Source organism: Ferrimonas senticii DSM 18821 (assembly GCF_000422665.1).
Taxonomy (GTDB): Bacteria; Pseudomonadota; Gammaproteobacteria; order Enterobacterales; family Shewanellaceae; genus Ferrimonas; species Ferrimonas senticii.
This window is the reverse complement of sequence record NZ_AUGM01000008.1, coordinates 19,530-44,771: the sequence shown is the minus strand read 5'-3', so window position 1 is coordinate 44,771 and position 25,242 is coordinate 19,530. Positions and strand designations below refer to the sequence as shown.

The following is a 25,242-nucleotide window of genomic DNA, read 5'->3' as shown; positions in this document are numbered from 1 at the left end:
CTATGTCCATTATTAACAACGCTAACCCCGGCAGTGATTTTAAACTTATCGCTCTTGTAGACCGCCTATTGCTGCGTAATAAAAAGCCGAGAACCATCGAGCAATTGGTGAAGGATTGCTGTCCCGACAACTTGCCTTTGAATGCCAACTCCGAGGGCAAATTGCAGGAAAACATTCGCTTTTGGGCTGATCTCGGCTTGTGGAAGCAGACCGAAGAGGGGTTGTATCCAACTGACAATCCGCTTGGGCATGATTCCCTGCCGCGGAGAATGCTCGGCATCCTGTTTCGCCGCTATAGAGATCAAAGCGTGATGACCGGCAACGACGGCGAACCGTTGCTGCGTAACGCGGTGTTGATGCTGGTGCATGCTCCCTTGACCCTCAATGACAGCAAGCCAGTGATGAATAACATGGTCGAAGGCTTTGTAAAAGAGCACTGGCCCACTGAGACCATGAACTCCAACGTTAAAGGCACCCTGCTCGGTTATCTTGAATTTCTGGGGGTGTTGGAGAAAATTGATGCTAAAAGTTACTGCGTTGATCCCACCCGTGCCATCCTGCCGTGGTTACCGCAGGTGTTTAAGCAGCAACAGCGATTATCGATCACCGAGTTCTTGGCTAACTTAGCGGAACTGATGCCGATTGTTGATGGTGGTGCCATGCGCCAAGAGGTGGAGCTTAGCCTGCCGAAGATTAAGACATTGCCGCCGCATCAACTGAGCGCCAGTTTAAGTAACGCCTTGTGGCGCTTGGATCGTAATCGAACCATTAACTTGATCGAAAAAAGTGATGACCCTGACGCTAAGGTGATCGACAGCGCCGCCATCGCGCGACGAAGCATCAGTGCCGTTGAATTTATTCAAGGAGCCGTGCAATGGAGCTAATGAACTATTGGCCAAGCCAAGAGGGCATTCGGCAATGCATCCGCACCGAAGCGGAAGAGTTGGCAGAAACAACCTTGCTGGCGGTGCACGAGCCGATGGTGTTGCGCAAAGATGGCATGAGTAGTAGCACCTTAAGCAGTGATAATGATCTACTGGCGGAATTCATGGAAAGCGAGCGGCCACTGCCGATCATCGGTCGCTCTGGGGTTGGCAAATCCCACTTAATTCGCTGGTTGGATGCTAAGTTGGCCACCCACCCTGAAAGCGTCGATTGGCATAGAGTCCGCATCCCGAAGAACGCCAGTCTGCGCCAGGTGTTAGAGAAGTTGCTGGATGGCCTTGAGGGCGAACTATTTGAAGACGCTCGCAATAAGATCCACCAAGTGGGTGAGCAAAAACGGGTTGATGAATTGGCGGAAGAACTGCTGCTGGAGATGGGGCAGCAGTTGACGCGGATTGAGGTCGAGGCCAGAAAGGAGGCGCTGCATCTCAGAGAAACCGGTCAACTCACCCCAGAAAAAACCGAGCATCTGCAAGCAAGAGTAAAACACTGCGGGCGTAACGGTTTGCGGGTGATGCTCAACGATCCTGAAATTAAGGATAAGTTCTTCCTGACCCCAGATCACTGCATCTATCAGTTCGCTCAGCGGATGTTGCAAGGGGCATCGAACAAAACTCTCGAAGGCAAAGACTATAAGATCCACGGGAAGGATCTTGATTTTTGTGACGCCTTGGAGCTAGATGACGTTTCCGCCCCGGCGGCGCAGTACATCCAGCGCAGTCGTCTTAATACCGATGCGCGTATCCGTGATGAGATTGCCGACATCCTTAATGAGGTACTCGGGGATGCAACTCGGGTTAAGTTCGAGCAGATGTTCCGCTATCGCGGCGGTTCGTTCCAAGATCTGTTTAAGGAGATCCGCCAATACTTGCATCAGCAAGGGCGCACTCTGGTGGTGCTGGTGGAGGACATGGCGGCGATCTCGGCCATTGAAGATGTATTGATCGACTCGCTGTTGGAAGAGGGGATCCGCGATGGCGAGCGGACCTTATGCCCATTGCGCTCGGCCATCGCTGTTACCGACGGTTACCCTGGCTACGTACGTCGCCAAGGCACCATTAAAACCCGTGCCCAAGCTGAATGGTGGATTGAAGAGTCCAGCGATGATCAGCAGCAGTTGATGCAGCGGATCATCAATTTTTGCGGTCGCTACCTAAATGCGGCCCGCTACGGTGCCGCCGAACTGAGCATTCAATACAAGCAGTGCGATGAGCACACTTGGCCGCCGGTTTGGCACGATAGCGACGGCGAAGCCGATGCGCTGCAGTACTTTGGCCAGGCCGAGAGGCCCCATGTGCCGTTGTTCCCGCTAAGTCGCTATGCCATTGAGGTATTAGTGAAACACCATTGCCTTGATGGTCACGGCCAACTGCAGTTTAACCCGCGGTTGGTGATCAACCTGGTGCTGTTGGCCATCGTCCGCGACAGCGCGGTGCAGGTTCGCCAAGGTACATTCCCACACGGTGGCTTTGCCGGTATCAACGGCGAACTGGAACTGCAGTCTGAATTGATTGACTTGGGTATCGACGATCTTGGTCGGGCAATGAGCCTAGCGGCGATCTGGGGGGGGCGGGCCGAAAACCTAAGCCAATTGCGCCAGCGTCTTCCTGCACAGGTGGCAATGGCGTTTGGTTTGCCACAGTTAGCCCAACATCTTAGTCAGGATGGGGTTAGCGTGGTGCCAATTCAGCCAATTTCGATGCCCACCGCTGGGGGCGTTGGTAGCGCGCCGACGCCGAAAGCGGCACCAAAGGCTGAAGCACCAGCAAAAGACCCATTTGTTAAAGAGGTTGACGCTTGGTTGCAGCAGGGGACGCAACTGTCGCAGAACACCGCTAAGGATTTAAGAAATGCGTTGAAAAAACAGTTGGAGTTGAAGGTCGATGAAGAACTGATCGCCGCGAAAGTGAAAAAATCGTTGACGGTCAACAAGGTGTTCATGTGCTCGATCCCGAATGCAAACGGCAACAACGAAGCTATGCGGATGCGCTTCTTCGATGACAAATTGCTTAAGGAACCGTATGCAACCGCGGCGATCCGAAAGGTGACTCTGGCCCTGCTGCGCTGGGCCTCGGCCAATAACGGTAATGACATCGGTTACGGTTACAGTCACGGCGCGGAAGACTACATCGCCATTAAAGACTTTATGGATCAGTGGTTGCCAGCCCAGTTGCCAATCATCATCAATTCGCAGCGTGAGGCTCAGTTAGAAAAGGCTTTGCAGCAGCACCTTAAACTGGCCTATCAGTTGGCGTTGATCGATTCGTCGATGACCACCGAGGTGAAGCTTAATCAATTGCTGTTAACGGCCAACAATCTTCTCAGTCAGAACAAGGAGCTGTACCGTTTGGGCATCGGTGAGTTGCGGTTAGACAACGCCCGCGAGGTCGATCGAGATTACTTGGCCAAGGCGCTGGCTAAATGGGCTGAGGCACAATCTGCGTGGTTGGATCTGGTTAATAGTCAAAACCGAGCTATCGCCGGCGATCTGGTCAAAATCGCCTTGCTGCGTGCAGATAAACAACTGCGTGGTGTGGTGGATAGCGCTTTAGAGAAGCAGGTGAAGCGCAGTCATCGCGATATCGAAGAGCTAGAGCAGGGAGTAAAGCTGTTTGCTGGTTGCAGCCAAAAAGAGGAGTTCGAGCAACTCATCGAGCGCTGGCTAGAGGTGTTAACTCAATTGAAGAAAGCCGATAAGTACCCGGTTGATGCCCCAGTTAAGGTAGAAACGATGAGAGCTCGTATCAAGTCTCTTACCGATGAGAATTTCTGGACGATGATCAAAGCGGTTCGTGCGGTTGCGCTGAAGGAAGATGTGCACCAACAATGGATAGCGTTGCAGCAACTGCCGCTGCAACTGGCGAAGAAGTTCGGCATCACCATTGAGTCTTGGAACACCATCCACGGCCAGATCAGTGCCCGCTTACAAGCGGAGAATGCCGGTTCCGATGCACAGCTTGTGGTGGATGCCCGCGAACGTACTGAAAGTATTCTCAACCAGACTCAGAACGATCTTAATTCGTTGATGCAGGAATCGTAGCAATGACGAACTTACAAGAACAACTGAACGAGTTAACCAAACAGTTGGACGCCAACCAATCTGCCGCTGATGTGAAACAAAAACTGGCCGTTTACGACACCATTGCTGATCGAGTGCAGTCTATCGCTAAACCTTTGAAAAAGGCTCGACTAACACAGCAAGCACTTAAGAGTGTGGACCCTAAGTTGGCGCAATTGCCTGATTGGGATGACGAGCAACTGGCACAGCTTAAAACCAGTGCTGCCAGCATTACGGCCTTGGCAGCGGAGTGGAATCAAGGTGCCGATTTGACCCAAGGGGAGCAACTAAACAAAACCATTAGCTCCTGCAAGGCCAGCCTGAAGCAGGTGGATGAAGTTCAGGATGCTACTTGGCGGCGTTGGACCCAAGCACTGAAAGAAAAAGGGTTGGTGCAAGAACAGATGCTGGAGATGCAGCGTAACCTGACCAGCGTCAAAGAGGTGGTGGCGCAATATCGGCGGCGAGCTGACGAATTGAATGGCTTGCTGCAAAGCACACCAACGGATGTGGCGGTGGTCGAGCGCTGCCAAGCGTTGGCGCAACAACTGGTGGAACTGCAACAACAGATGGAGTTCAACATCCCCGAGGACGTAGAAAAGTTCCTTAACGAATTTAGCCTTAATGCTAAGCCGACCTTGGCGATGTTAACTCCAGAGGTACTAGCGTGGTTAACCTCCAAGGGGATGTTAAGCAATTTCCAGCTGAAACAGGTGCTTTGATGCCGTACTCATCTGAGGTGCTGCTCGAAGCACTGGATCTGCTGGAAGAGCAAGAGAGCAAACTGCTGGTATGGGGCGACACCAGCGGCTTTTTCAATCAGCAAGAAGTGTTAGATCTGTTAACGCCAACCTTGGCGTGCAAAGCGGACCCTACCGATCTGTTCTACCAATTGCTTGACTATGGCTACCTGTTTCCGGTTGAGACGATGCTTGGGGTCGAAGGGTATCGCACTCGAATGGCCGAGGCGGTCAACCTGTATCGAAATCAGCGCCAATGGTTCCGCGGCCAAAAGCTGAAGAACACTCGGTCGCTGGTGGCGGATTATCGCTTTTTGCGCCGCCGTCGCCGCTACCCCAAGCGCGAGTTAGAGGCGGAAGCATTGCTGCAGTGCTGGCAACCGTTGCTGCAGAAAAGGCCACTGCGGCAGGAGGCGATAACAGCATTACTGAAGGGCTATACCTTAGCCAACTTTCAGGCGCAATCGACGGATCGCATCCTACGGGCTTGGGAGCGTCACAGCCAACCGATGCGAACCCCATCTGGTACCATTGTCTGTGCTGGTACCGGTAGCGGTAAAACCTTGTCGTTTTACCTACCTGCGCTGACTGCGCTGGCCGCCGATATTGTCGCAGAGCGAACCGAGCGAGTGCGGATCTTGGCGATCTACCCTCGAAAAGAACTGCTTAAAGATCAGTTCAACGAAACCTGGCAACAGTGTCGAAAACTGGATCCCTTATTGACTCAGGCTGCTGGTCGTAAGATTTGCATTGGCGCCTTGTTCGGTGATACCCCAGAGGATCAAAAGGCGGTCGCCGCTAAGAATCAAGCGGGTAACTACCATTTTAGTTTGCTGCAGTGCCCGAGCAAGGGGTGCGATGGCCAGATGGTGTGGCGCCAAGACAAACAACAGCGCCAACAACAGCAGTTACAGTGCGTGAAGTGCGGTGTTCACACCGGCGACGACGAGATCTCGATTACCCGACGAGCGATCTTGGAGCAGGTGCCAGATATCCTGTTTACCACCACAGAGATGCTCAACCAGCATCTGGGCAACCGCCGCTATCAAAAGCTGTTCGGTATTGGTAAAGATAATCCAGGGCCGAAATTGGTGTTGCTCGATGAAGTACACACCTACACCGGCAATACCGGGGCGCAGACTGCTTATCTGCTGCGGCGCTGGATGCAACGGGCCTTTTGCCGACCTCACTTCGTTGGCTTGTCGGCGACCTTAGCGGATGCTGAGAACCTCTTTGCTGAGCTGGTAGGGGCGCAGACCAAGCACGTTCGTTTGATTGAGCCCAATAACGATGAGATGACCGAAGAGGGGGCCGAATACCTGATGGTGCTTCGCGGCGATCCGGTGTCGCAGACCTCGTTGCTGTCAACCACCATCCAGACCAGCATGCTCACTCGGCGGATCCTTGATAATCGCAACAAGATATCCAAGGGGGTTTGGGGCAACAAAACCTTTGTGTTTACCGACAACCTCGATGTGGTCAACCGCTTGTATCATGACTTAGCGGATGCCGAGGGCTGGAACAGTAACTTTAGCTTGACGCCTAAAGATTCCTCGTTAGCGGCGTTACGCCGTACTGATGGTAGCGCCACGGCAAAGTTGCAACATGCTCGTTATGGTCAGGACTGGTCGATGCCTTTGGCCATCGGTCATACGTTAGCAGACGAAGACCGGGCGATCGTTGAGCGTACCTCCAGCCAAGATGCTGGTGTCAGCCGTGAAGCGGAGATTGTGGTGGCGACCGCCTCTTTGGAGGTGGGCTTCAACGATCCCGACGTTGGCGCCGTGATCCAACACAAAGCCCCAAGGGACGTTGCTTCTTATCTGCAGCGTAAAGGTCGTGCTGGTCGAAGCCGCACCATGCGCCCATGGATGTTGGCGGTGATGTCTGATTTTGGCCGCGACCGTATGGCATTTCAGCAATATGAGAACCTGATTGATCCCGAGGTGAAACGTCAAGGCTTACCGTTGGGTAACAGCCACATTCAGAAGATGCAGGCGGCGATGGCGACCCTCGATTGGCTTGGTCTTCATAACCAAGCCAAAAGCCTGTGGAATCTGCTTAACTGGCCCCAAGACGGAGGGCAAGGCAACGATAAGCAACGCCAGTTGCAGCAGTTACTAGAGCAAGTGAGCACGGTGCTGACCGACAGCCAACAGCAGCAAAAGCTGAGCGCTTATCTTGGTGGCGCCCTGGGGTTGGATGAGCACTCGCTGCAGCGAGTATTATGGCATCCGCCACGGGCGATCATGCTGGAGTTCTTGCCGACTTTGAAGCGACAACTTCAATCAAACTGGAGCGAGTTCGGTGAACCATGGAAGGGCGTGAGTAAAGAACGTTCCCCGGTGCCCGAATTTATTCCTAGTGCTCTGTTTGATGAATTGAACCAAGCAACTCTCAACATTGAACTACGACGCGGTCGCGATGGAGCGTTCTCCGATTGGCAAGCACTTAACTTCTTCCAAGGGATGCGTGAATTTGCCCCAGGGCGGATCTCCAAACGTTACGCGGTTAAAAGCCGTTATGACGCCGACTGGTTGGTGCCCAGTGATTTCGAACCGGCAGCGAACATCTGTCAACAACTGCCGTTTGAGATCAGTGAAGCCTTTGGCAATGGGGTTATTCATGCAGAAGGCGAAGTGCGTTGCCCAGAGCAGGGGGTAATGAAGGTGTATCGACCTACTGCGGTCGCGACACAGCAACTTCGTTACGATGCGGGGTTAACGGAGAAGAGCAACTCACAACTGCACTGGCAGGTGACGTTTCATTGTGATTCACCAGCTCAGCGCTTCAGCCCGCCTAAGGGCCCATGGAGCAGCCAGTTGGAGGAGATCCAATTCTTTACCCACCAACAGCTGGCACCGCTGGAGATAACCCGTTATTGCACCGGTTCCACCGCGTCGATGCGGTTTCGCGATGGTGCTCAGGGCCACGCACGTTTTCATTGGACCCACAACGACCAAGCTGTGGTGATCGGCAACAAGCAGTGGTTCGATGGCCTGTGCTTACGCTTCAATATCAACGAACAACAATTACTGGCCTTGGTGGACTCGCCAGCACTGGCTAAGGCGTTGCGCAGCCAGTTCTTTGCCGCCCAAGTGAAGGCGTTGTCGGCGTTCGAATTTGACCCCTTTAGCGCCAACTGGATCAGCGAAACCTATTTGGCCGCCATCGCCCTAGCGTTGATGTCAGAATCGAGCATCGACAAGGTACTCGATGACCTGACTGGACCGCAAGCGGGACAACGACTGATAGCCGTTTCTGACTCACTGTTTCAATCCGGTCTTGAACTGGATGGTGAGGAGGCCGAGCCGGAACGACTGCAAGCACAGATGCGGGATATGTTTAGCCAGCCATCGTTGTTGATGGAATTGGCGCAATGTGCCGAATATCTGCGTCGTCCGTTAACGGACAGTGGGGCTTATCTGCCGTGGCTGAAAACCCTGCTCAGCAACAGCATAGCGGCGGTGGCACAGAAGTGGCAGTTAACTACCTTGCCGGACGTAGACGAGCGGGCGTTGATCATCGATACCCAGTGGCACGGCGGCCAACTGCAACTGTGGATCAGTGAAGCGGAACCTGGTGGCAGCGGTATCGTTAGCCGGATTGCTGATCGCTACCGGGTCGATCCGGTGCAGGTATTGAATATGTGGGTGCGTTCGATGACCGCTGGTGATTACGAGCAATTGGACGAGGATCTGTTCCAACTGCTGCAAACCCTGCCCCAGCAAGCGCCGTTGACGGAGACGCTAAAGTCGATCCGAACTGCCACCAACTACCAACAGCGTGCCGCTGCCAACAAAAACCTGCAGCATCTATTACGGGAATCGGGCTTTGTGGTCTCTCACAGCTTTATGGCGGTGCTACATAGTCGTTTGCTGCGCCCGGGCAGCAACGAACGTCACGACAACAACCTGACGGAGTGGTTGCTATTATGGCGAGAGTTGGAGGACAAGGCCAATCTCGAGCTGAACTTAAACGCGGTTTGCCACGCCATCGCCAAACAAGCTTATGGCACTAACAGCAGCCAAGTGTTTAACGAATACTGCCGCCTTCAGGGACAGTTATGGCCTCGCGGCAACGTTATCCGCCAAGCGGAACTGAATCACTACAATCCCTTTACTAAACCCGGCCAAGGTACTGAACGATTGCTGCTCGCCAACTTGTTCTCTGAGCAATTGCCGTCTGTTAACGTTGCCGATCCAGAATGGTTACCGACCTTGCATCAACTGATTGGCAGTCACGGCAGCGCCGAGGTCAAGGTGCCACGAGCGCTTATCCATCAGTTCAATGAGATGATCACCACCGTCAATGTGAAGCCCATCAACTATTACGGTTTAGTTCTTTATCCACGGCTAGCTGGGATCCGCCGTGATCGCAGCGACTTGATGGCTTGTTTCGAGTTAGCGGAGGCGTTGCAGTAAATCGAACTGCTAGCAAAATATCATGACATCACAACGACAGATTTTTCTACACGGTCCTTTGGGTAAACGACAAACCAAAGAGGTGATTGCGGCGCAATTAGCGGCATTGATTATGCGACCTGAGCCTCTGTGGCTAGTGTCGCCGTGGATCAGCGATTTTGAGCTGTTGGACAACCGCGGTGGCCATTGGGATGCGGTGGAACCCTCTTGGGGGCAGCGTGTGGTTGGCTGGGAAGAGGTGTTGGCTTGTGCAATCAACCAAGGGGTGCCATTGAAACTGGTAACTCGCCCAGATGACCGCAATAAAAATTTTGTGGCGCGATTACAGCATCGGCTCCGTCCCGGTGCGGATCTGTGCCTTTTGTTTACCGAGGAAGTCCACTCGAAAGGGTTGCTGTGCAATAGCTTCTTTTTGAAAGGCTCGATGAACTTTACCTATAGCGGCGCTAACCTCAACGATGAGCATCTGGTGTTAAGTAACGACAAGGATCTGATCGCCGAGGCTCTGTTGGAGTTTGGAGCACAGTATCGGTTTGAGGCGCTGTGATGAGTCAAATGCCATCCTGGCTAACGCCATTTTTTACTGCACCCAATAAGCTCAATCTAGAAGTCATTGCGGCCAAGCGCCCGGAACTGACGCAGTTGCTGCAGCCGCTATTGGATACCGCCTCTACGCCAGCAGGGCCAACGGTAGTGCCATGGACCGACGGCAAACAGTGGTGGTTGTACTGCTGCAGTGCTGACGGTAAAGCTACCCGAGAGCTGCAGCGGTTGCTGCGAGCTCGCTTAGGCAGTGTCCATAGCTACCCTGAGGTTCTGTTGGTGCAACAACCGCTGCATCAGTCTGAGCAGTTGCTATTGACCCAGTTTCCCGAGGGGATCCTCAAGCTTGAGTTATTCCCCTTCAGCAACCGTGAGCAGATCCGCTATGCCTTGACCGAGGTCATCGCTGCGGTGGTTGAAACCCTAGAACTTTTGCAAGCACGGCCGCCGATGTTGGCATCCACTCGCCGCCCCGTTGGCCAGATTCTACGTAACCTGATCACCGCTTGTGCCGCCAAGGACAGCGTCAGCAGCGGCGACTATTTGGACGAACTCAAAGCAAGCGGCGATTTGTCGAACCAGAATCTGCTGCTGATTGAACTGCAGCGCTTGGGCCACCTCGAGCAATGGCAAGAGTTACTGCAACACCCGAAATTGGTGTCTCTGATGATGGGGCGAGTTCCAAGCTCGCTGGTGGAGCTGTTACTTACTGGCCTACATACTACGGTGATCGACGCGCCAGCAGCGCAGCTTACCCCAGAGGCGCTGCGCGGGGCATTATTGGCGTTTGAGCCTCTGTATTGCCGGGTGCCGCTCTTTGGTCACGATGACCAGCATGAAGCCCAGTGGCGAGTCTGGGGCTGCGGTGCGGCGTTGCTGGGTCTGGAACACTGGTCGCAGTCGGTGCCTCGGCAACTGATTGCTGAGATTGAGGGCTTAACTGGAGTTACCGCCCCCACAGTTGCCGAGGCCCCGCCAGAGGTTGAAACCACCCCGATTCCTCAATCCTTAGAGCAGTTGGTTGCGCTTTTGAATCAGCAAGTCAGGTGCAACCAGGATTCGGCTTCGCAGTTGCAACACGCGCTGCAGCAGTTGTCGCCGCAGTTGCTGCAACAACTGCAACAGTTTGTGCCGCTTCAGCAGCAGATTAATAGCCTGCACGATGACGTGGATGCGCTCACCGAAGGCTGGAGCGCTTGGCTAACGCTATTGCAACAGGGCACTACCGAAGGCTTGCTACAGCAACTAACTCAGCATCAGGCGCAGTGGACCGTTGACAGTTATCAAGAGTCACAGTTGCTGGCGCTGTTGTCGCAAGACCTCTCGTTGTCTCAGATCGAACTGATTCGAACCATGTTGCCGTTGTGGCTGTTGTGGACCGAAAAGCATGAAGTCTCTGCCAGCACAGACGTGATGGTGAAACTGCTTGAATTGCTGGCCGCCGATGATGTGACCAATCCGGAAGATTTGCGTCTGGCTCAGATGATGCTGGAACGTTTGATGCTCGGCAGTATGGTTAAGCAGGATTACCAGCATGCTCTGGAAGCGTATCAGATGGTATTCGAGAAAAACGATTCGGTGGTAGCCATTGATCGTGCTTGTGAATCGTTAGAGTGGTTGTTAGATCAAGCCGTCCTATCCATGGATGCACTGGAGTTGTTATGGCGCGCGATTCTGCAGGTTTCACTCGGTAAGTGGCGTCGGCTAGATTCTGAACTGACCCAAGTTTTGCGGTTGCTAACTCGTGACTTTAACGAAGGCGAGCAGTTTCTACCACCGGAGGCCCAAGATAAAGAGCCAGAACAGTACAAGTTGCCGGACCTGACAGGTAAGTTGCTGGCTATGTATGGCCTGACCGAAGGTGCTCTGCGCCGCGCGAAAGCGATTTTGCAGCAACGATATCCAGAGTTGCAGATTGACATTAACCACGACCATTGCGCTACATCGAAGCTAAAACACTTAGCACAAAAGGCAGATTACTTTTTGTTTATGACTGGCAGTGCAAAACACCAAGCGTTCTACCCAGTTAGCGAAATACGAAGTGACCTTATCTATCCCAAAGGTAAGGGAACGACATCTATTGTGAGGGCTGTCGGTGAGCGAATAAATGTAAAGGTGTCAGAGTAGCAAACGGCTACTTTTTGAGGTAACGGTCTTTGCCTACCTGTTCGATGAGTCCTTCCTCAAGCAGGGTGTGGCAGTGAAGGTGGCACTGAGATAGCAACTCTTGATGGTTGGTATGCTCACCAGAAAGACTAAGAACTGCTCGAGCCAAAGTGGCACAGTCGAAATCCCCCACGGAGTGGTTAATGATACTTCTCGCTAACTGTTCGTAGGGGATTTGATTCATTGTCTGATCCTATTCGTACGTAAGAGGGTCGGTGGCATTATTCAAGCTGAATGCTTCGAGACGTTCAACGCAACTACCGCATTTGCCACAGGCATTTTCTCGGCCATTATAGCAGGTCCACGATTTACCATAGTCCAAACCCATTGTCAGGCCATCGGTTAGGATCTCAATTTTGGATTGATTGAGATAAGGGCTAACTATTTCAATAGGGTCGTAGTTCGCAATCTTTGTCACTTCGTTCATCTTCTCAACAAACTCTGGTCGGCAGTCAGGGTAGATGGCATGATCACCAGAGTGCGCGCCGTAAAACACTTTCGAAGCCCCAACAGTAACAGCGTAGCCAGTTGCTAAAGAGAGCAAAATCATGTTGCGATTTGGAACAACCGTTGATTTCATGTTCTCCTCGGCGTAATGCCCTTCTGGGATGTCGCCTTGGCCAGTTAGTGAGGAATTGGCAATCAACTGATTCATCGCTGTGATATCGATGACTTTGTGTTCAATTTCTAACTCTTCACAAACTCGAGCGGCATACTCGATTTCTTTATTATGGCGTTGACCATAATCAAATGTCAGAGCGAACGGCTCATAACCATCTTTGATCACTTTATGCAGAACTGTGAAGGAATCCATCCCTCCTGAATAGACGACTACAGCTTTGTCTTTCATATTGTCCTCAGATAATAAATTGTGAATCAGTCTCTGCAACTGCGTTGTGGCCATGCAAGCTCTCTGCGTGGACTACTTTTACTTGGTAGTCGCCGAGAATTTGACTTGAAGCCAAGACCGAATCAATCGCTCGTGCAGCATCTTCACAGAACTGCGGGTTCTGCCCATTTAGCCGCGCGAACTCTTGTTCGTCTTCTCGTTTTACAACCGCTTGTACTGGCGTTTGTATCACCTTTTCAACCAAGCAAATAAGCTGGTTGATGGGGATCAGTAATGCCGATTCAGGCAGTGAACCACCAACTATCGCTGTACTTCTTTGGCTGTGTGGTGTCGCTACTATAGCCTGGTTGCTTGCTAGCCAACTGTGGATAGCCTCAAAATTAAGGTTACTGGTGTCTTTAAATTCATTTGCAAATGCTTGTTGAATTAGCTGGCGTGAAAGTGCAGCCGAACACGGGCACGTTGATGAATAATCGATCTCGACTGAAAGCTTAAGCTCAAACCTACCATTAATAATGCATGCGTCAATTGTAACTGGATAGCATGACCAGCCTTGATAAGACGAAACAAGAGATGGTCGCTTGATATGGTAGTCGAAGCGGAAGACCAATCTAGAGCCATTACTTATTTCTGCATGACACTCGATCATCTTCTGCAATAGTTCGTTTAAAGAAGACTTTGTTAGCAAGTTGTTGTCAGCAAAGTCCTCAAGCAGCAAATACAGGCGTGACATATGGATCCCTTTTGCTTCGGGATCACATAAGTTGACATAACTACTCACTCTGGCCGATACAGTTTGTTCCCGGTTAGCATCGAGTTTGACGCTCAACGGAAGCTTTATCTCTTCCATACCAACCCAGCGTAATGGACTAAGTACAGAAGGTAACACCTGCGTGACTACATCTGGCATAGCTTTCTTGATCATTCGGTACCTCGATTCGGAGAGACGGAAGCCATTGCGCCCTTCCCAACGCCTTCAAAGGCATGCACTTCGATATGAGAGCTAGGATTATCAATTGCTAATAGGTTTGCTACGTATTCAGCAATGCACTCAACCGTCGTGTCTGTTGGCATAATCTCTGCTCTTTTGCGCGGGAGAACGAGCTCAAATAGCCCTTGTGGACTCGTGTAACTAGTGCAGATAGTCGCGGCGTTACAAACCTCTTGAGCGGCAACAGAAAGTGATTCTTTGTTTACGACATCTTCCTCTGTAATTAGGTAGATATCGTTCCATCGGGATGCCCAAGTAGTTTGTAGATCTCGATCTAACTTGCCATCTTTGAATATTCGAATTCGTGAGCGATGACCGTGAGCGATGCGTTGGCAGTTACCATCATGTTTTTTCAAGCCGTGACTGTATTGGTAAAAAGGCTCATCGATTGCTTCGCTTCTCAGTGCTAAATTGAGCCCCACAATATTGTTTGGCAACTCAGGCAGTATTTTCTGCTCTAGATAGTTGGCAACAGATTGTGGAGTGACCTCCTCACACGCGATGAAGCAGAATGCTTCCTTCGGTCCATGTACATGGCACATCGAATCAGCGCTGTGCATGTTGCGGACCCAAACCCCTTGATTTTCTTCGCCGTGAATGATTGAGCTGTGTAAAGACGGGATCACTAGGCGATGATCAACTAAGACATCAATCAAGTGCTTGATTTGTTTTTTTACTTGTCCAAAGTCCAGAACCATAGATTGTTGGTTCAAATCGCCCTCTAGGACTAAATCTACGATCCAGCTTTCACCAATGATACCGCGCTGGGTATCCAGAATTGAGGAATCAATGACCGTTAGGTCATTTACAAACATTTTCATCGTACGTTACTCAATGCCTAGATATTTGTGGGTTTGAACAGATAGTCTCCAGTTACGGGCGATGCAAACGTCAATTGCCAGTTGAGTCGCTCGTGCTTTTTGACTAATGGGTTGCAGACAGACTTGTGCTGAGATGCTTGAGCTTTGCGCCAATAAGGCATCAAGTTGCTCGATATCATTTTCAGTTGCAACTGGGTGCTTGATCTCATTGGCTCGCTCAAGAGCACTTGTTTGGATTTCTAATCCACCACGCATGTTCACTTTTGGTGAGACTGTCACCCATGTACTGTCGCTGGCCAGGACAGGGTAAGTACCACTCGTTTCGATCTGAATGCTATAGCCATGAGATTCGAATATTTCACAGAGTGGGCGAAGGTCGTAGAGGCAGGGTTCACCACCGGTAATCACAAGGTGTTTCGCACTGTAAGATTGAAGGCAATGAGTTAGCAAACTGTCGGTTGAAGCGTCTGCCCATTTTGCTGATTCGTTCGTTTTCGCTAACAGATCGGTTAATGCAATAACGTTTTGGTCAAGCTTGTCCCATGTGTGTTTGGTGTCGCACCAAGCACACCCAACTGGACAGCCTTGAAGTCGCAGAAAAATCGCTGGAACACCAGTATGGATACCCTCTCCTTGGATGGTTTCAAAAAGCTCATTGACGGGATATCTCTCAATCATCTTACACCTATCTTTACCTGCGCTTGGCTTATGCTAGTTAGCCCGCGAACGTTGGAAATAAACGCGGAATATTATCACAATTGCGATTTTGAAGTGTGGAAAGAGAGGGTAGTTCTCCCATTTCTAACCGCATTCAAACGTTGACCTGGGCTTGGTGCTTTCGCTCGGGGGATACCGGGATAAATGTTGTAAGTTTACAAGTTGGCTGCGGAGTCGGTTGTCAGTCTATGCAGCCTTTTGCTTTATTCTTATGCGATCTTATGCTTCAAAAGCTATGGTAAGTGTCTGATGTTGTGGTGCCACTTATGCAATAAGCCGCTTCAAGCAACAAAATTAATACCTTAATCGTATCTTTCCGAAGTGAGACACTCGGTGAGACATTTTGCGTACCTATTCGCCGCGTTCTGCCGGTTCAATTTCCTATCTGTTTCAGTCCCGTCATGGGGTTTGGTATGCACGGTAAGTCGTGCCCAAAGCGCAGCAAGCCGAGCGTGGCTGCCGTGAAGTCAAACGGTCACTTCGAACCCATTGTCGCAAAGAGGCGATAAGGCGCTCTTGGCGAGTGCTGGATGAACTGGCTGACATTATTCATGGCCGCGAGCCAGAAGCCGTTAGCAGCCCAGTTCGTGGCGCTGATGATGCGCCGCAGCCGAGCGTTCCAACGCCCATCACACCAGCAACCAAGCCCGTTAAGGCCGCCACAGACGACTCGCCAAAGTTGTCGGAAGCCATTGCCCAGTTCACCGCCGAAAAGCTGCGAGCGAACGCGTGGGGCGAGCACGAGCAGTCCCACAACGAGTTGGTCTTTAACGAATTCATCAAGATTGTCGGCGACGTCCGAATTCGCCGGTTTGATGCTAAGTTGGCCATGAAATACGAGCAGCGACCGCTGGATGAAGGGCGACTGCCTATTTCGACCATCAACAAGCGTTTTGGCAGGGTAGGGACACTAACGCCTATTTCCATTAGCTTATACCAATGCTTTGATAACAATTATCGGCAAAGCGATGTTTCATGCTTAAATAGTTAATTAGCTTCGATTTTCTTTCGATATTTAATTGTGACTGGCAAGGCTCAAAGTTGCTGCGATATTTGGTTTTTAGGTTGGGCAATTTACTGGTTATATTATTTTTGCCTGTTTCTTTGGCTAGTTTAAATATAATCCTGTTATTCCGTGCGGTAGCGATTGCAATAATATCGCTTTGCTATTTATCAAGTCTGATTGATATTTGATTTAATATTTCCAAGTGAAGTTATTTTGATTGCGACTGCTATTCTGGTTGGTTGCTTGATTAAGCGCATTTGCTTGTGAGTTTATTAAGCTCGGCGAGATTAACTTTGACTGGTGGTATTGTTGGGCGAATAGTGATTAGCTGCTCATTAGTTTCTATTTAGGTGTTTTTATTACGCATGCGACAGCATTGATACTTTTCAAAAAATTGCTGATATGCTCGATTTCACTTGGAGCACACTCCAAGTATTTGTAGAGGCGCGTTGCCTATCAGTAACCAGTCGAGGTTGACCCCGATGACGCTGGCCAAAGGAGTCAACGCCGAAGTGCAAGAGGCGTCATCCTTTTGTGCTGGGGTGGTCTTTAATAGGGATCACACTGTCACGGCTCTAGTCCGTGGAGTGCTACTGATATCGCGCAAGTTCGCTGACTTGTGTTGCCGATCGGCAATGTATCAACAGTCCCTCCCTACATCTTGCAGGCGTTTAGCACGCCAGATTCTTATAAAAAGATCAGGATGTAATTAATGGAAAGTTTTGGTTTTTGGGCGGTTGTACCACCGCTGTTAGCGCTGATATTGGCGTTTACAACGCGGCATGTGGTGCTGTCTTTAGGGGTGGCGACCTTTACCGGTATGTTGATTATTCACGGTGGCCAGCCAGTGGATGCGCTTCAGGGGCTACTCGTGGATGGGCCATTTACCCAGCTAGCCCAAGGCGGTAATGCTCAAATCATCGTAGTTATCACCATCATCTCCGGCTTTATCTATTTGGTTGAGCAGTCCGGTGGGATGAAAGCGTTTTCGCAATTAAGCACGCGTTACATTACTTCGCCGGTTAAAGCGAAGCTCGCCAGTTGGCTTACTGGGCTGGGGATATTCTTTACCGATTCTGGTAACTCGCTCATTCTCGGGCCGATGTTTGCGCCGATATTCGACCGTCTGCGCGTCAGTAGAGAAAAGTTAGCTTACATCATCGATTCCACCTCATCGCCGGTGTGTGTGCTAGTTCCCATCATCAGTTGGGGCGTATATTCCCAAGGATTGATCGAGAACGCTTTTACCAACTTAGGCCAAAAAGTTGATGGTTTTACGGTGTTCTTGCAAGTGATCCCCTATCAGCTCTACCCATTGCTAGCGTTGGCAGCGATCCCGATGTACGCCCTGTTAAATCAAGACTGGGGGCCAATGGCCGAGGCGCAGCGAGCCGCCAAGGAAGCGCAGCAGCGTCAGCTGCAGAGTCAGCAACAACAGGCTGCGGTCGACATTAGCTTAGTGCTGCTGCCGCTGGCGGCGCTGTTCGGCACCTTAATTTGTCTGTTTATCTACAACTACGGCGTTCAAGGAAAAATCAACGGACCGGTGATCCGCATGTCATTGGGCAGCAGCTATGTGGTGGCGACCTTGGTGGCGATGGTGCTGTATTGGCGTAAGCGAGTAATGACCCCGTCGCAGTCGTTCAATACTTTCCTTGCTGGGATGCAGCGCATCACATTGATTTTAGTGATCTTATTGCTGGCCTGGACGCTGGGCAGCATCTGTAAAACCTTGGGCACTGGCGATTACATTAGCCAGTTGTTGGACGGCCGCCTGCCGATCTTCTTGGTGCCATCGTTGGTGTTTGTGATTGGCGCATTCGTTTCGGTTGCTACCGGATCGTCTTGGGGCACCTTTGCACTGCTCATTCCGATTACGGTGCCGGTCGCGGTGACGTTAGGCGCCGATCCATTGGTGTGCATTGGCGCTGCGCTTAGTGGTGGCCTGCTTGGCGATCACGCCTCGCCGATATCTGACACCACCATTTTAAGTTCGATGGCGACCGGTTGTGATCACGGCAGTCACGTTCGCACTCAATTCCCCTACGCGATTCTGACCGGCGTAGCGGCCTGCATCGGTTTTATGGTGGCGCAGTTAACTCAGAATCCATGGACTGTGCTGCTGGCGTTGCTGCTGCAGTTTGGCTTGATAGTGGTGATGACTCGACGTCAACGTCGCAATGAACAACAACAGCTGGTGACCGCGTAGTCGCCATTGGTAAAAGATAAGGAACCAGATTATGAATCCTCTGTTTTGGCTGCGTGCCGAAGTGAAATCCGGCGAACGTCGTAGCCCGTTGACCCCGGCGGGCGCAGCAACGCTGTTGGCCACTGGTGCCGACGTGGTGGTGGAGCGCAGCGAAGAGCGGATCTTTACCGATCAAGAGTTTGCGGCGGTCGGGTGTCAGTTGGTGAGGCCAGGCAGTTGGCAGGAGGCGCCCAATCACGCCTACGTACTTGGCTTGAAAGAGTTACCGGTAGCAGACCATGCCTTGGTACATCGCCACATCTATTTTGCGCATGTGTTTAAAGGGCAGGATGAATCGGCGCAAGTGCTAGGGCGTTTTCATCGTGGCGGTGGCCAGATTTTTGATTTGGAGTTTTTGCGAGATGACCAAGACCGTCGACTGTGTGCCTTTGGCTATTGGGCCGGTTACGTTGGGGCGGCGGTTGCCATTGCCGGTTACTATCATCACGCCAATAGCGATGAACTTTTCCCAGCGCAGTGCAGCTACCCCAACAAGGTGCAGTACTTGCAGCAGCTTCGAGCGTTACAAGCTTGCGGCACAGCATTACCGAAAGTACTGGTGATTGGCGCTAAAGGCCGTTGCGGTCGCGGCGCCGTCGAACTGTGCGAGGAGCTGGGCATTACCGCCGTGCAATGGGATCTAGCGGAAACCCAAGCGGGCGGTCCGTTTGCCGCAATCAATGATTTTGACATCATGATCAACTGTGCTTACTTGGCACCGGGGACTGCGCCGTTTGTGACTGCCCAAAGTCTTGCTGAACCGCGCCGCTTGAGCATCATCAGTGATGTTAGCTGCGATCCGAATAATCCCGACAATCCAATTCGGATCTACGATTCCATCACCACCTTGCCACAGCCAATTGTGCCATCGAATGTGGATGGCGTTTACATTCAAGCAGTCGATCACCTGCCAACGGTGTTGCCGAAAGAGAGCAGCGAAGAGTTTGCTGGGTTGTTATTGCCGCATCTGCTGGAACTTGCCCGCAGTGGCGAGGGAGCTGAAGTGTGGCAGCGAGCGGCAACCTTTTACCAAAATGCCTTGGTGCGTTACTTTGATTGAGGCCGGATAATTACCGCAACGTTGCTAGGCGAAGTGATTTACGCACTTCGCCTTTTTTTATTGTTCACTCAGCGGTAGCGGACGCTGTGCAGACCTATTCGGTGATAGATGACGCATGCCAACGCCATGCAGCAGTGTTGGCAAGTTAACTGCGCTTTAGCCGCACCACTTTCATGATTTCGACCTCAAAGCCGGCGACCACTTCGACATCTGGGTAGTAGGTCAGGTTTACGCGGGCGCCTTTCAGGCTCTGGTATTGTTGTTTGCGTTTGTATTTAAACGGTACGGTTTGCCCTTCCAGCATCAACGTATTTAGCCACCAATCGCCAGATTCGCGCTGGGTGTGAGAACTCACTTTTTGGTTGTCGCTGTGGGTTAACTGTTGATGGCGTTTAAGCAGTTGCTCGGGATCAGTAGACATGCGCGGTACTAGTTAAAGGGCGGTAACTACAGCCTATCACGCTGAAAAATCGGCTGATACCGACGTATAGCCAATAGGGCTGCACTACTGAACCCGATCAGATAGGCAGCCGTTGATGTTGTAGGTGATAACCCTGCGTTGGCGCTGGTTACTCGGCCATTGCGGTAGGTTCAAATTGCAGATAGCGATAGCCATCACGCCCCAGCTTTTTGGCTTCATAGAGCGCTTTATCGACCGCATCGAGCAACTGTTCACGCTCTACCTTGGGTTGTGGAATTTGGCTCGAAACGCCGATGCTGATGGTCACCACTGGCGCCAGATCGTTGTCGGCGTGCGGGATCCCCAGTTTGCGCATGGCACTTAACAGGCGCTCGGCCATCTGTTTGGCGGCCTCGCTGGGGGTATTGCCCAACACAATCACAAACTCTTCGCCGCCGTAGCGGCAGATCAGATCGCTAGGGCGCTTAGCAAATTGACGCAGCAGCTCTGCAATTAATCTCAGACACTCGTCGCCTTTTTGATGGCCATAGCGGTCGTTGTAGTGCTTGAAGCGATCGACATCGATCAGCAGCAGCGATAATGGCTGTTGTTCACGACAAGCGCGGCGCCATTCCCGTTCAAAGAACAAATTAAAGTGGTGGCGATTGGCCAGCGAGGTCAACGAATCGCTTAGGGTAAGTTCGCCAATTTGCCGTTCAACCAGTTTCTGCGCCGAAATATCGCAGCGACTGATGGTGGTTAACCGTTGTCCTTGCCAGTCAAATGGGGTGGCGGTCAGTAAAAACCAGTGGGCTTGCTGTTCGGCGGTAAAGCACATTTCGGCACTGTAGCTGGCCTGTTTGCCGCTTAACACCTGTTTGATACCAAAGACGTCATTGGGTTCGTCATTGCACAACTGCCAATAACTAAAACCTACCCAGTCGTGCACCAAGCCATGCTGTTGAGAAAACAGCAACCACGCTTGGTTAACAAATAAAATGGTGCCCTGTTCATCGATGATCGCTACTTGATTTGGCAGCGCATCGCAGGCGGCGCGGAAAAACGGATAGGGGAAGTTCACTGACACTCGTTCCGTGAGATGCGGATTAAATCGACATTTTGACCCTGTAGTGATGTCGATGGCAGTGATGATTGATTGAATTTTGATGCACTTAACACTATTTGTGTGGTGAATCGCCATTGCTGGATGGTTTAAAATTGCCAGCCACAAATTGGGAGAGCATTCGTGACACAAGCAACTGCGCAATCATCACATCAATATTGGATGAGCTACGCCATCAATTTGGCAGCGAAAGCCGAAGCCTTGGGAGAAGTGCCCTGTGGTGCGGTGTTGGTCAAAGATGGTGAAGTGGTGGCAGAGGGTTACAACCGCTGTATTACCGATAACGATCCGACCGCCCATGCCGAGATCCAAGTGCTGCGCCAAGCTGGAGCAAAGCTGGATAATTACCGGTTGCTGGATACCACCTTGTACATCACCTTAGAACCGTGCCCAATGTGCGCCGGGGCGATCGTGCATGCGCGAGTCGGTACTGTAGTGTTTGGCGCCAGTGATCTGAAAACTGGAGCCGCCGGTTCAGTCATGAATTTGCTCGACGACGCACGCTTAAACCATTGGCCAGAGGTAGTTGCTGGGGTGTTAGCCGAGGAGTGTGGTGAACAACTTAGTGCGTTCTTCCGGCGTCGTCGCCAAGAACAAAAAGCGCTGAAACAAGCCCGCAAAGCCGCCGAACAAAACGGCGATTAATCGTTACTGGCTATTAGCCACTGATTAGCTTGCGGCGTTCGCGGCGGGCGTTGGCGCGGGCATTACTGCGCAGATCAATTACCACCGTCGAGGCTATCTTATCGTGGATCCCTTGGCGGTTGGGATCCCAAAATATCTGAATAAACCCTAACATGCCGGTGGCGATCCCGGCGCCATAGCCGCCGTAGCGACTGAACGCTTCCCATAGGCTTAGTGGTTGATTATCGAGCCGCCGCACCTGGATCCGCATAATCCGCTTACCTAACGTTTGTCCCTTAAAGCGGGCAGTAAACAGCGAAAAATAGAGCGCCGCCCAAGATAGCCCCAAGCCTAATGGCGAGTCGCTGGCGATGTTGGTGCGGTTGCTGCCTAAATCAGTGGCGTCATTGATTCTGGTATAGCGCAGCTCGTGCGCCCACGATTCTGGCAGTAACTCAATCACCACCGCCCCCGCCAGCCATAATCCCATCGCCGCAAACACACTGGTGGTAATGGCGCGGCCCACTTGCCAGCCGTGCCAGCGAAACAGCGCCACCAGCACGATGGTGGTCAGCAACACACTAAGGCTTAACTCGGCCAACAGCAGCACCAGCAGTAGATCGATAAACAGCGCCAGCGCCCGTCGCATTGGCGAAGCCAGTGGCCGATGCAGCAGTGTGTCGGCCACCGTAAAGGCGTATGGGGTCACGATGGAGCGAGGATCGACGTCCGGTGTCATGGTGGTGGCTCGCAGCGGCGTTTGCCCCACAATAACACGCCAGTGGATGCAGTTCAGCGCCAACTTAGTCTGGGAAGTTCATTGCTAAGTGATTGGGCTATTTGCCATTGTCAGTACTATTAAGCGGTGGCGTTGATGGCAAACGTAGAGCGTTGAAATGAACAGTGGCGAATGCCAGAAATAATTAGAGCGCCGGTTTTCGTGAGGTCGGGTTCAGTGAACCTCAACGAAAAGCATGGCGCTCGATGGGATTGCCCGATTTAGTTGCAGTGGGCGCTGCTGACGACCTCAGGAGTAATATCCTGATAGATGGTGCCAAACAGTTTGGTGCGTTGTACTACGCGGATCTGGCTGCGCTTGCGCGCAATCCGGCGTCGTTCACACAAACTGGTGGTTGCCAACCGTCTACGACGAGTGCGATTCATGGCGAACCTCCTTTTTACTTTCCTTTCTTAACTACGCAACCGACGACCTTGTCGGCTGTAACTGGTGTTGCACGGGGCAAACTAAAACGTCCAGATGACGCTTGGCCGACCGCCGTGTGACACTTGCATGACCATAGTTAAATCAACGTGTTATACGTGGCGATAAGCGCCACCGGTTCACGCAGACTTAACAAATCAGCAGACGTTGCAAACATTGCAAACAGAATGCCACTTTGTATCGAATCACCATGTAGGTCAATGGGGTCGTATCGCAAATGCCGCAAGGGTTGGTGGTTTTTAACGCGATCTGTCGATGGTGTCGATTAATTGTCGCAACCGTGATGTTGGCCGCTACCTCTAAGAGGTTAGGGCGTGTTGACCTTTGCTGTATATTTTTGCGCCCATTGTTAGTTGCTTTTGACAGCAAATTGTTTTTGGTCGGTTAATTTTGCTGTTCAGAGATCACTGAGGGGCGCCTTGTAGGGTCGGACTAGCAGCTGTCACTCTTCGTCATACGATTTCGACGTAGAGCCACTATGTCTTCAATCGTAATCCTCGATTGACAGCCGCTATCCTCGACCAAATTCTGAACACCAAACGTCAACACGCCCTAGAGCTTCAGCACCGATTTTAGTTGCATTAGCGCATCCGGTTGACTTGAGGACTGCTGTTGCTCGGTGTTGGGCTCGACTGGGGTTTCTGCATCAACATCGCCGTTGGCTTCGCCAGCGTCCGGTTCAGTTAACTCCGGTTCGGCGTCGGTGCTCGCCTCTGTGGTTGTTGGCGGCGGTGTTCGCTCCGGTTCAGGCTCGGGAATAGTGGATTGGCTGTCCAGCCACAGCAAGGTGTCGTAGTAGCGGCGAATATTTTCCACATAGTGCGCTGCTTCGTCGCCTCGGGCATAGCCGTAACGGGTGCGTTGATAGTGCTGCTTCTTACGCAGCAGCGGCAGATGTTCGGCAACATCGTGCCAGTTGTTGGGATCAAAGCCCATTCGCTGGGTGATCACCCGCGCGTCTTCCAAATGGCCAAGGCCGATGTTGTACGCTGCCAGCGCAAACCAGAAGCGCTCGTCGTTGGGAATGTTAGGCGGCAGGCGATCCATCATCTGCTGCAGATAGGCGCTGCCACCTCGGATGCTTTGCTCGGGATCTAATCGATTACTGACTTTCATCCGCTTGGCGGTCGGCAGGGTCAGCATCATCAGTCCGCGCACCCCAGTTGGCGATTTGGCTTTCGGATTCCAGTGGGATTCTTGGTAAGACAGCGCCGCCAACTGGCGCCAATCAAATTGGTTGGCGTGGCGTTTAAACAGCGCTTCATACTTGGGCAGGGTGTTCTCGACCTTGCGAATAAACGCCAAGGTATCGACGTAATCAAACCGCTGCACATGGCCGAAGTATTTCGCTTCTAGCCGTGCTAGCCGCTCTCCTTGTAATTCGTCGCTCCAAAAATCGAGCATAATGCTGGTCAGCCACGGATTTAGTTTGTTGTTGATAACCCAGCCGATCGATTCTGGTGTGGTCAGTTCTAGGCCGCCGCGCAAACTGGGGAAATAGCGCTGTGACAGGGCCAGTTCGGTGGAATCGGCAATGGTGTAATCCAGCACCCCGTCGGCTACCAGTTTTAGCAGTTGCTGGCTGTCTTGTTCGACCGTTTGCCAGCTTAGGCTGGGCAGTTGCTGCTGCTTTTGTTGCAGTAACTCTTGATGGCTGGAACCGGCTACCACTTGCAGGGTGCCTTCCAGTTGCTGCCAGGTCTTCGGTGGCCGACGCCCTTGGCGATAGACCAACTGCGCGGTGACTTGATACAGCGGCGGACTGAAGGTCCAACGCTGCTCCCGCAGTTCGGTTCGGGTCAGTCCGGCAGCCATGATATCGAGCTCGCCTTGCTGAAAAGCGCTAAACAATGTTTCCAGTGAATCGAACGGGGTGATCCGCATCGGCAGCCCACTGTACTCGCTAAATTGCAGTGCCAGCTCGTAATCGATCCCCACCGGTCCTAGCTCACGCATCTCGTAGGTGGCTGGGCCAATCAGGGTGCCAAAGCGCACCACGGTAGGCTTTGCAGGGCGAACCGTGGTGGTTTGTTCTGATTGGTTGCTGCAACCGCTGCTTAACAGGGTGGTAAACAACAGCAGCAGTGTCGTCAAGAGGGGTCGATAAACTGTTCGGTACACGTTCCGCTTAGATCCTTTTATGCCTTTTGAGTCAGGCTGTTATGGCTGGGGCTTTGGCCTATAATAGCGCCACCTCAACCCTACCTGATACCAATCGCATTAATTTATTGGTCCTGCTAGTGCGTCGCCCAAGTCGTCTTTGATAGGCGTTTAACGCCTTCGCCTAGGGGTTTGAGCCCCGCA

General features: G+C 51.9%; 18 protein-coding genes, 1 pseudogene and 1 riboswitch. Of the genes and pseudogenes, 10 read left to right on the top strand and 9 right to left on the bottom strand.

Annotation, left to right across the window (positions count from 1 at the left end; genetic code table 11):
- The first annotated feature begins 2 nt into the window (after positions 1-2).
- From dpdG to dpdD, 6 genes are read left to right on the top strand one after another with little or no spacing between them, the layout of a single operon-like run.
- Positions 3-884, top strand: a complete 882-nt coding sequence (gene dpdG, locus G506_RS20410; RefSeq protein WP_028116265.1) for a protein DpdG — start codon at positions 3-5, stop codon at positions 882-884.
- Positions 875-3,985, top strand: coding sequence for a protein DpdH (dpdH, locus tag G506_RS0107150; protein ID WP_156904830.1), 3,111 nt, complete (start codon positions 875-877; stop codon positions 3,983-3,985). The genes dpdG and dpdH overlap by 10 nt, the downstream gene beginning before the upstream one ends.
- Before the next feature lie 2 nt (positions 3,986-3,987).
- A complete protein-coding gene (gene dpdI / locus G506_RS0107145) occupies positions 3,988-4,725 on the top strand; it encodes a protein DpdI (protein ID WP_028116263.1) in 738 nt (245 codons plus the stop codon).
- Entirely contained in the window at positions 4,725-9,167 is a 4,443-nt protein-coding gene (gene dpdJ / locus G506_RS0107140; RefSeq protein ID WP_035387131.1) for a protein DpdJ, read from the top strand. The genes dpdI and dpdJ overlap by 1 nt, the downstream gene beginning before the upstream one ends.
- Positions 9,168-9,189: 22 nt before the next feature.
- Positions 9,190-9,714, top strand: coding sequence for a phospholipase D-like domain-containing protein DpdK (dpdK, locus tag G506_RS0107135; RefSeq protein ID WP_028116261.1), 525 nt, complete (start codon positions 9,190-9,192; stop codon positions 9,712-9,714).
- Positions 9,714-11,837, top strand: coding sequence for a protein DpdD (dpdD, locus tag G506_RS0107130; RefSeq protein WP_028116260.1), 2,124 nt, complete (start codon positions 9,714-9,716; stop codon positions 11,835-11,837). Before dpdK ends, dpdD begins: the two co-directional genes overlap by 1 nt.
- 232 nt (positions 11,838-12,069) lie before the next feature.
- Here dpdD and queC read toward each other — a convergent pair whose 3' ends face one another.
- From queC to queE, 4 genes are read right to left on the bottom strand one after another with little or no spacing between them, the layout of a single operon-like run.
- Positions 12,070-12,726, bottom strand: coding sequence for a 7-cyano-7-deazaguanine synthase QueC (gene queC / locus G506_RS0107125; RefSeq protein WP_028116259.1), 657 nt, complete (start codon positions 12,724-12,726; stop codon positions 12,070-12,072).
- Between the two features lie 7 nt (positions 12,727-12,733).
- Positions 12,734-13,651, bottom strand: coding sequence for a GTP cyclohydrolase FolE2 (gene folE2 / locus G506_RS0107120; RefSeq protein ID WP_240473396.1), 918 nt, complete (start codon positions 13,649-13,651; stop codon positions 12,734-12,736).
- Positions 13,648-14,538 (bottom strand): 6-carboxytetrahydropterin synthase, encoded by an 891-nt coding sequence (locus tag G506_RS0107115; protein ID WP_028116257.1) that lies wholly within the window; start codon positions 14,536-14,538, stop codon positions 13,648-13,650. Before G506_RS0107115 ends, folE2 begins: the two co-directional genes overlap by 4 nt.
- 6 nt (positions 14,539-14,544) lie before the next feature.
- Positions 14,545-15,216, bottom strand: coding sequence for a 7-carboxy-7-deazaguanine synthase QueE (gene queE, locus G506_RS0107110; RefSeq protein WP_028116256.1), 672 nt, complete (start codon positions 15,214-15,216; stop codon positions 14,545-14,547).
- A 466-nt stretch (positions 15,217-15,682) separates the two neighbouring features.
- Here queE and G506_RS0107105 point away from each other — a divergent pair, with 466 nt between their 5' ends.
- The 3 genes from G506_RS0107105 (at position 15,683) to G506_RS0107095 (ending at position 19,569) form a co-directional block, all read left to right on the top strand.
- Complete coding sequence (locus G506_RS0107105) at positions 15,683-16,246, top strand: DUF6538 domain-containing protein (RefSeq protein ID WP_156904828.1); 564 nt, start codon at positions 15,683-15,685, stop codon at positions 16,244-16,246.
- A 446-nt stretch (positions 16,247-16,692) separates the two neighbouring features.
- Positions 16,693-16,862, top strand: a riboswitch (Lysine riboswitch).
- Positions 16,863-16,973: 111 nt separating this feature from the next.
- Entirely contained in the window at positions 16,974-18,470 is a 1,497-nt protein-coding gene (locus tag G506_RS0107100) for a 5-oxoproline transporter, DUF979 family subunit (RefSeq protein ID WP_028116254.1), read from the top strand.
- A gap of 31 nt (positions 18,471-18,501) precedes the next feature.
- Positions 18,502-19,569, top strand: coding sequence for a saccharopine dehydrogenase (locus G506_RS0107095; protein WP_028116253.1), 1,068 nt, complete (start codon positions 18,502-18,504; stop codon positions 19,567-19,569).
- Positions 19,570-19,714: 145 nt separating this feature from the next.
- Here the strand turns inward: G506_RS0107095 and G506_RS0107090 are convergent, their stop codons facing one another.
- Positions 19,715-19,990: a hypothetical protein gene (locus G506_RS0107090; protein WP_028116252.1), complete on the bottom strand. Its 276-nt coding sequence runs from the start codon at positions 19,988-19,990 to the stop codon at positions 19,715-19,717.
- A gap of 148 nt (positions 19,991-20,138) precedes the next feature.
- Positions 20,139-21,050: a diguanylate cyclase domain-containing protein gene (locus G506_RS19130; protein WP_051201972.1), complete on the bottom strand. Its 912-nt coding sequence runs from the start codon at positions 21,048-21,050 to the stop codon at positions 20,139-20,141.
- 165 nt (positions 21,051-21,215) lie between these two features.
- Here G506_RS19130 and tadA point away from each other — a divergent pair, with 165 nt between their 5' ends.
- Entirely contained in the window at positions 21,216-21,737 is a 522-nt protein-coding gene (gene tadA / locus G506_RS0107080) for a tRNA adenosine(34) deaminase TadA (protein WP_035387130.1), read from the top strand.
- A gap of 13 nt (positions 21,738-21,750) precedes the next feature.
- On the opposite strand, the pseudogene G506_RS21305 reads toward tadA, so the two are convergent.
- The 3 genes and pseudogenes from G506_RS21305 to mltF all read right to left on the bottom strand — a co-directional run.
- Positions 21,751-22,077: pseudogene (locus G506_RS21305) on the bottom strand (RDD family protein); the annotation flags it as partial.
- Positions 22,078-22,715: 638 nt separating this feature from the next.
- Positions 22,716-22,880, bottom strand: a complete 165-nt coding sequence (locus G506_RS20895) for a hypothetical protein (protein WP_156904827.1) — start codon at positions 22,878-22,880, stop codon at positions 22,716-22,718.
- 610 nt (positions 22,881-23,490) lie between these two features.
- Positions 23,491-25,032, bottom strand: a complete 1,542-nt coding sequence (mltF, locus tag G506_RS19125; protein ID WP_156904826.1) for a membrane-bound lytic murein transglycosylase MltF — start codon at positions 25,030-25,032, stop codon at positions 23,491-23,493.
- Between the last annotated feature and the right edge of the window lie 210 nt (positions 25,033-25,242).

Bases quoted from the DNA above. Each gene is read 5' to 3' on its own strand.
- G506_RS0107100 (WP_028116254.1), top strand. From the start codon at position 16,974: ATGGAAAGTTTTGGTTTTTGGGCGGTTGTACCACCGCTGTTAGCGCTG.
- dpdJ (WP_035387131.1), top strand. From the start codon at position 4,725: ATGCCGTACTCATCTGAGGTGCTGCTCGAAGCACTGGATCTGCTGGAA.
- queE (WP_028116256.1), bottom strand. From the start codon at position 15,216: ATGATTGAGAGATATCCCGTCAATGAGCTTTTTGAAACCATCCAAGGA.
- queC (WP_028116259.1), bottom strand. From the start codon at position 12,726: ATGAAAGACAAAGCTGTAGTCGTCTATTCAGGAGGGATGGATTCCTTC.
- dpdH (WP_156904830.1), top strand. From the start codon at position 875: ATGGAGCTAATGAACTATTGGCCAAGCCAAGAGGGCATTCGGCAATGC.
- G506_RS0107095 (WP_028116253.1), top strand. From the start codon at position 18,502: ATGAATCCTCTGTTTTGGCTGCGTGCCGAAGTGAAATCCGGCGAACGT.
- dpdK (WP_028116261.1), top strand. From the start codon at position 9,190: ATGACATCACAACGACAGATTTTTCTACACGGTCCTTTGGGTAAACGA.
- G506_RS20895 (WP_156904827.1), bottom strand. From the start codon at position 22,880: ATGAATCGCACTCGTCGTAGACGGTTGGCAACCACCAGTTTGTGTGAA.
- G506_RS0107115 (WP_028116257.1), bottom strand. From the start codon at position 14,538: ATGAAAATGTTTGTAAATGACCTAACGGTCATTGATTCCTCAATTCTG.
- dpdD (WP_028116260.1), top strand. From the start codon at position 9,714: ATGAGTCAAATGCCATCCTGGCTAACGCCATTTTTTACTGCACCCAAT.
- G506_RS0107090 (WP_028116252.1), bottom strand. From the start codon at position 19,990: ATGTCTACTGATCCCGAGCAACTGCTTAAACGCCATCAACAGTTAACC.
- dpdI (WP_028116263.1), top strand. From the start codon at position 3,988: ATGACGAACTTACAAGAACAACTGAACGAGTTAACCAAACAGTTGGAC.
- dpdG (WP_028116265.1), top strand. From the start codon at position 3: ATGTCCATTATTAACAACGCTAACCCCGGCAGTGATTTTAAACTTATC.
- folE2 (WP_240473396.1), bottom strand. From the start codon at position 13,651: ATGATCAAGAAAGCTATGCCAGATGTAGTCACGCAGGTGTTACCTTCT.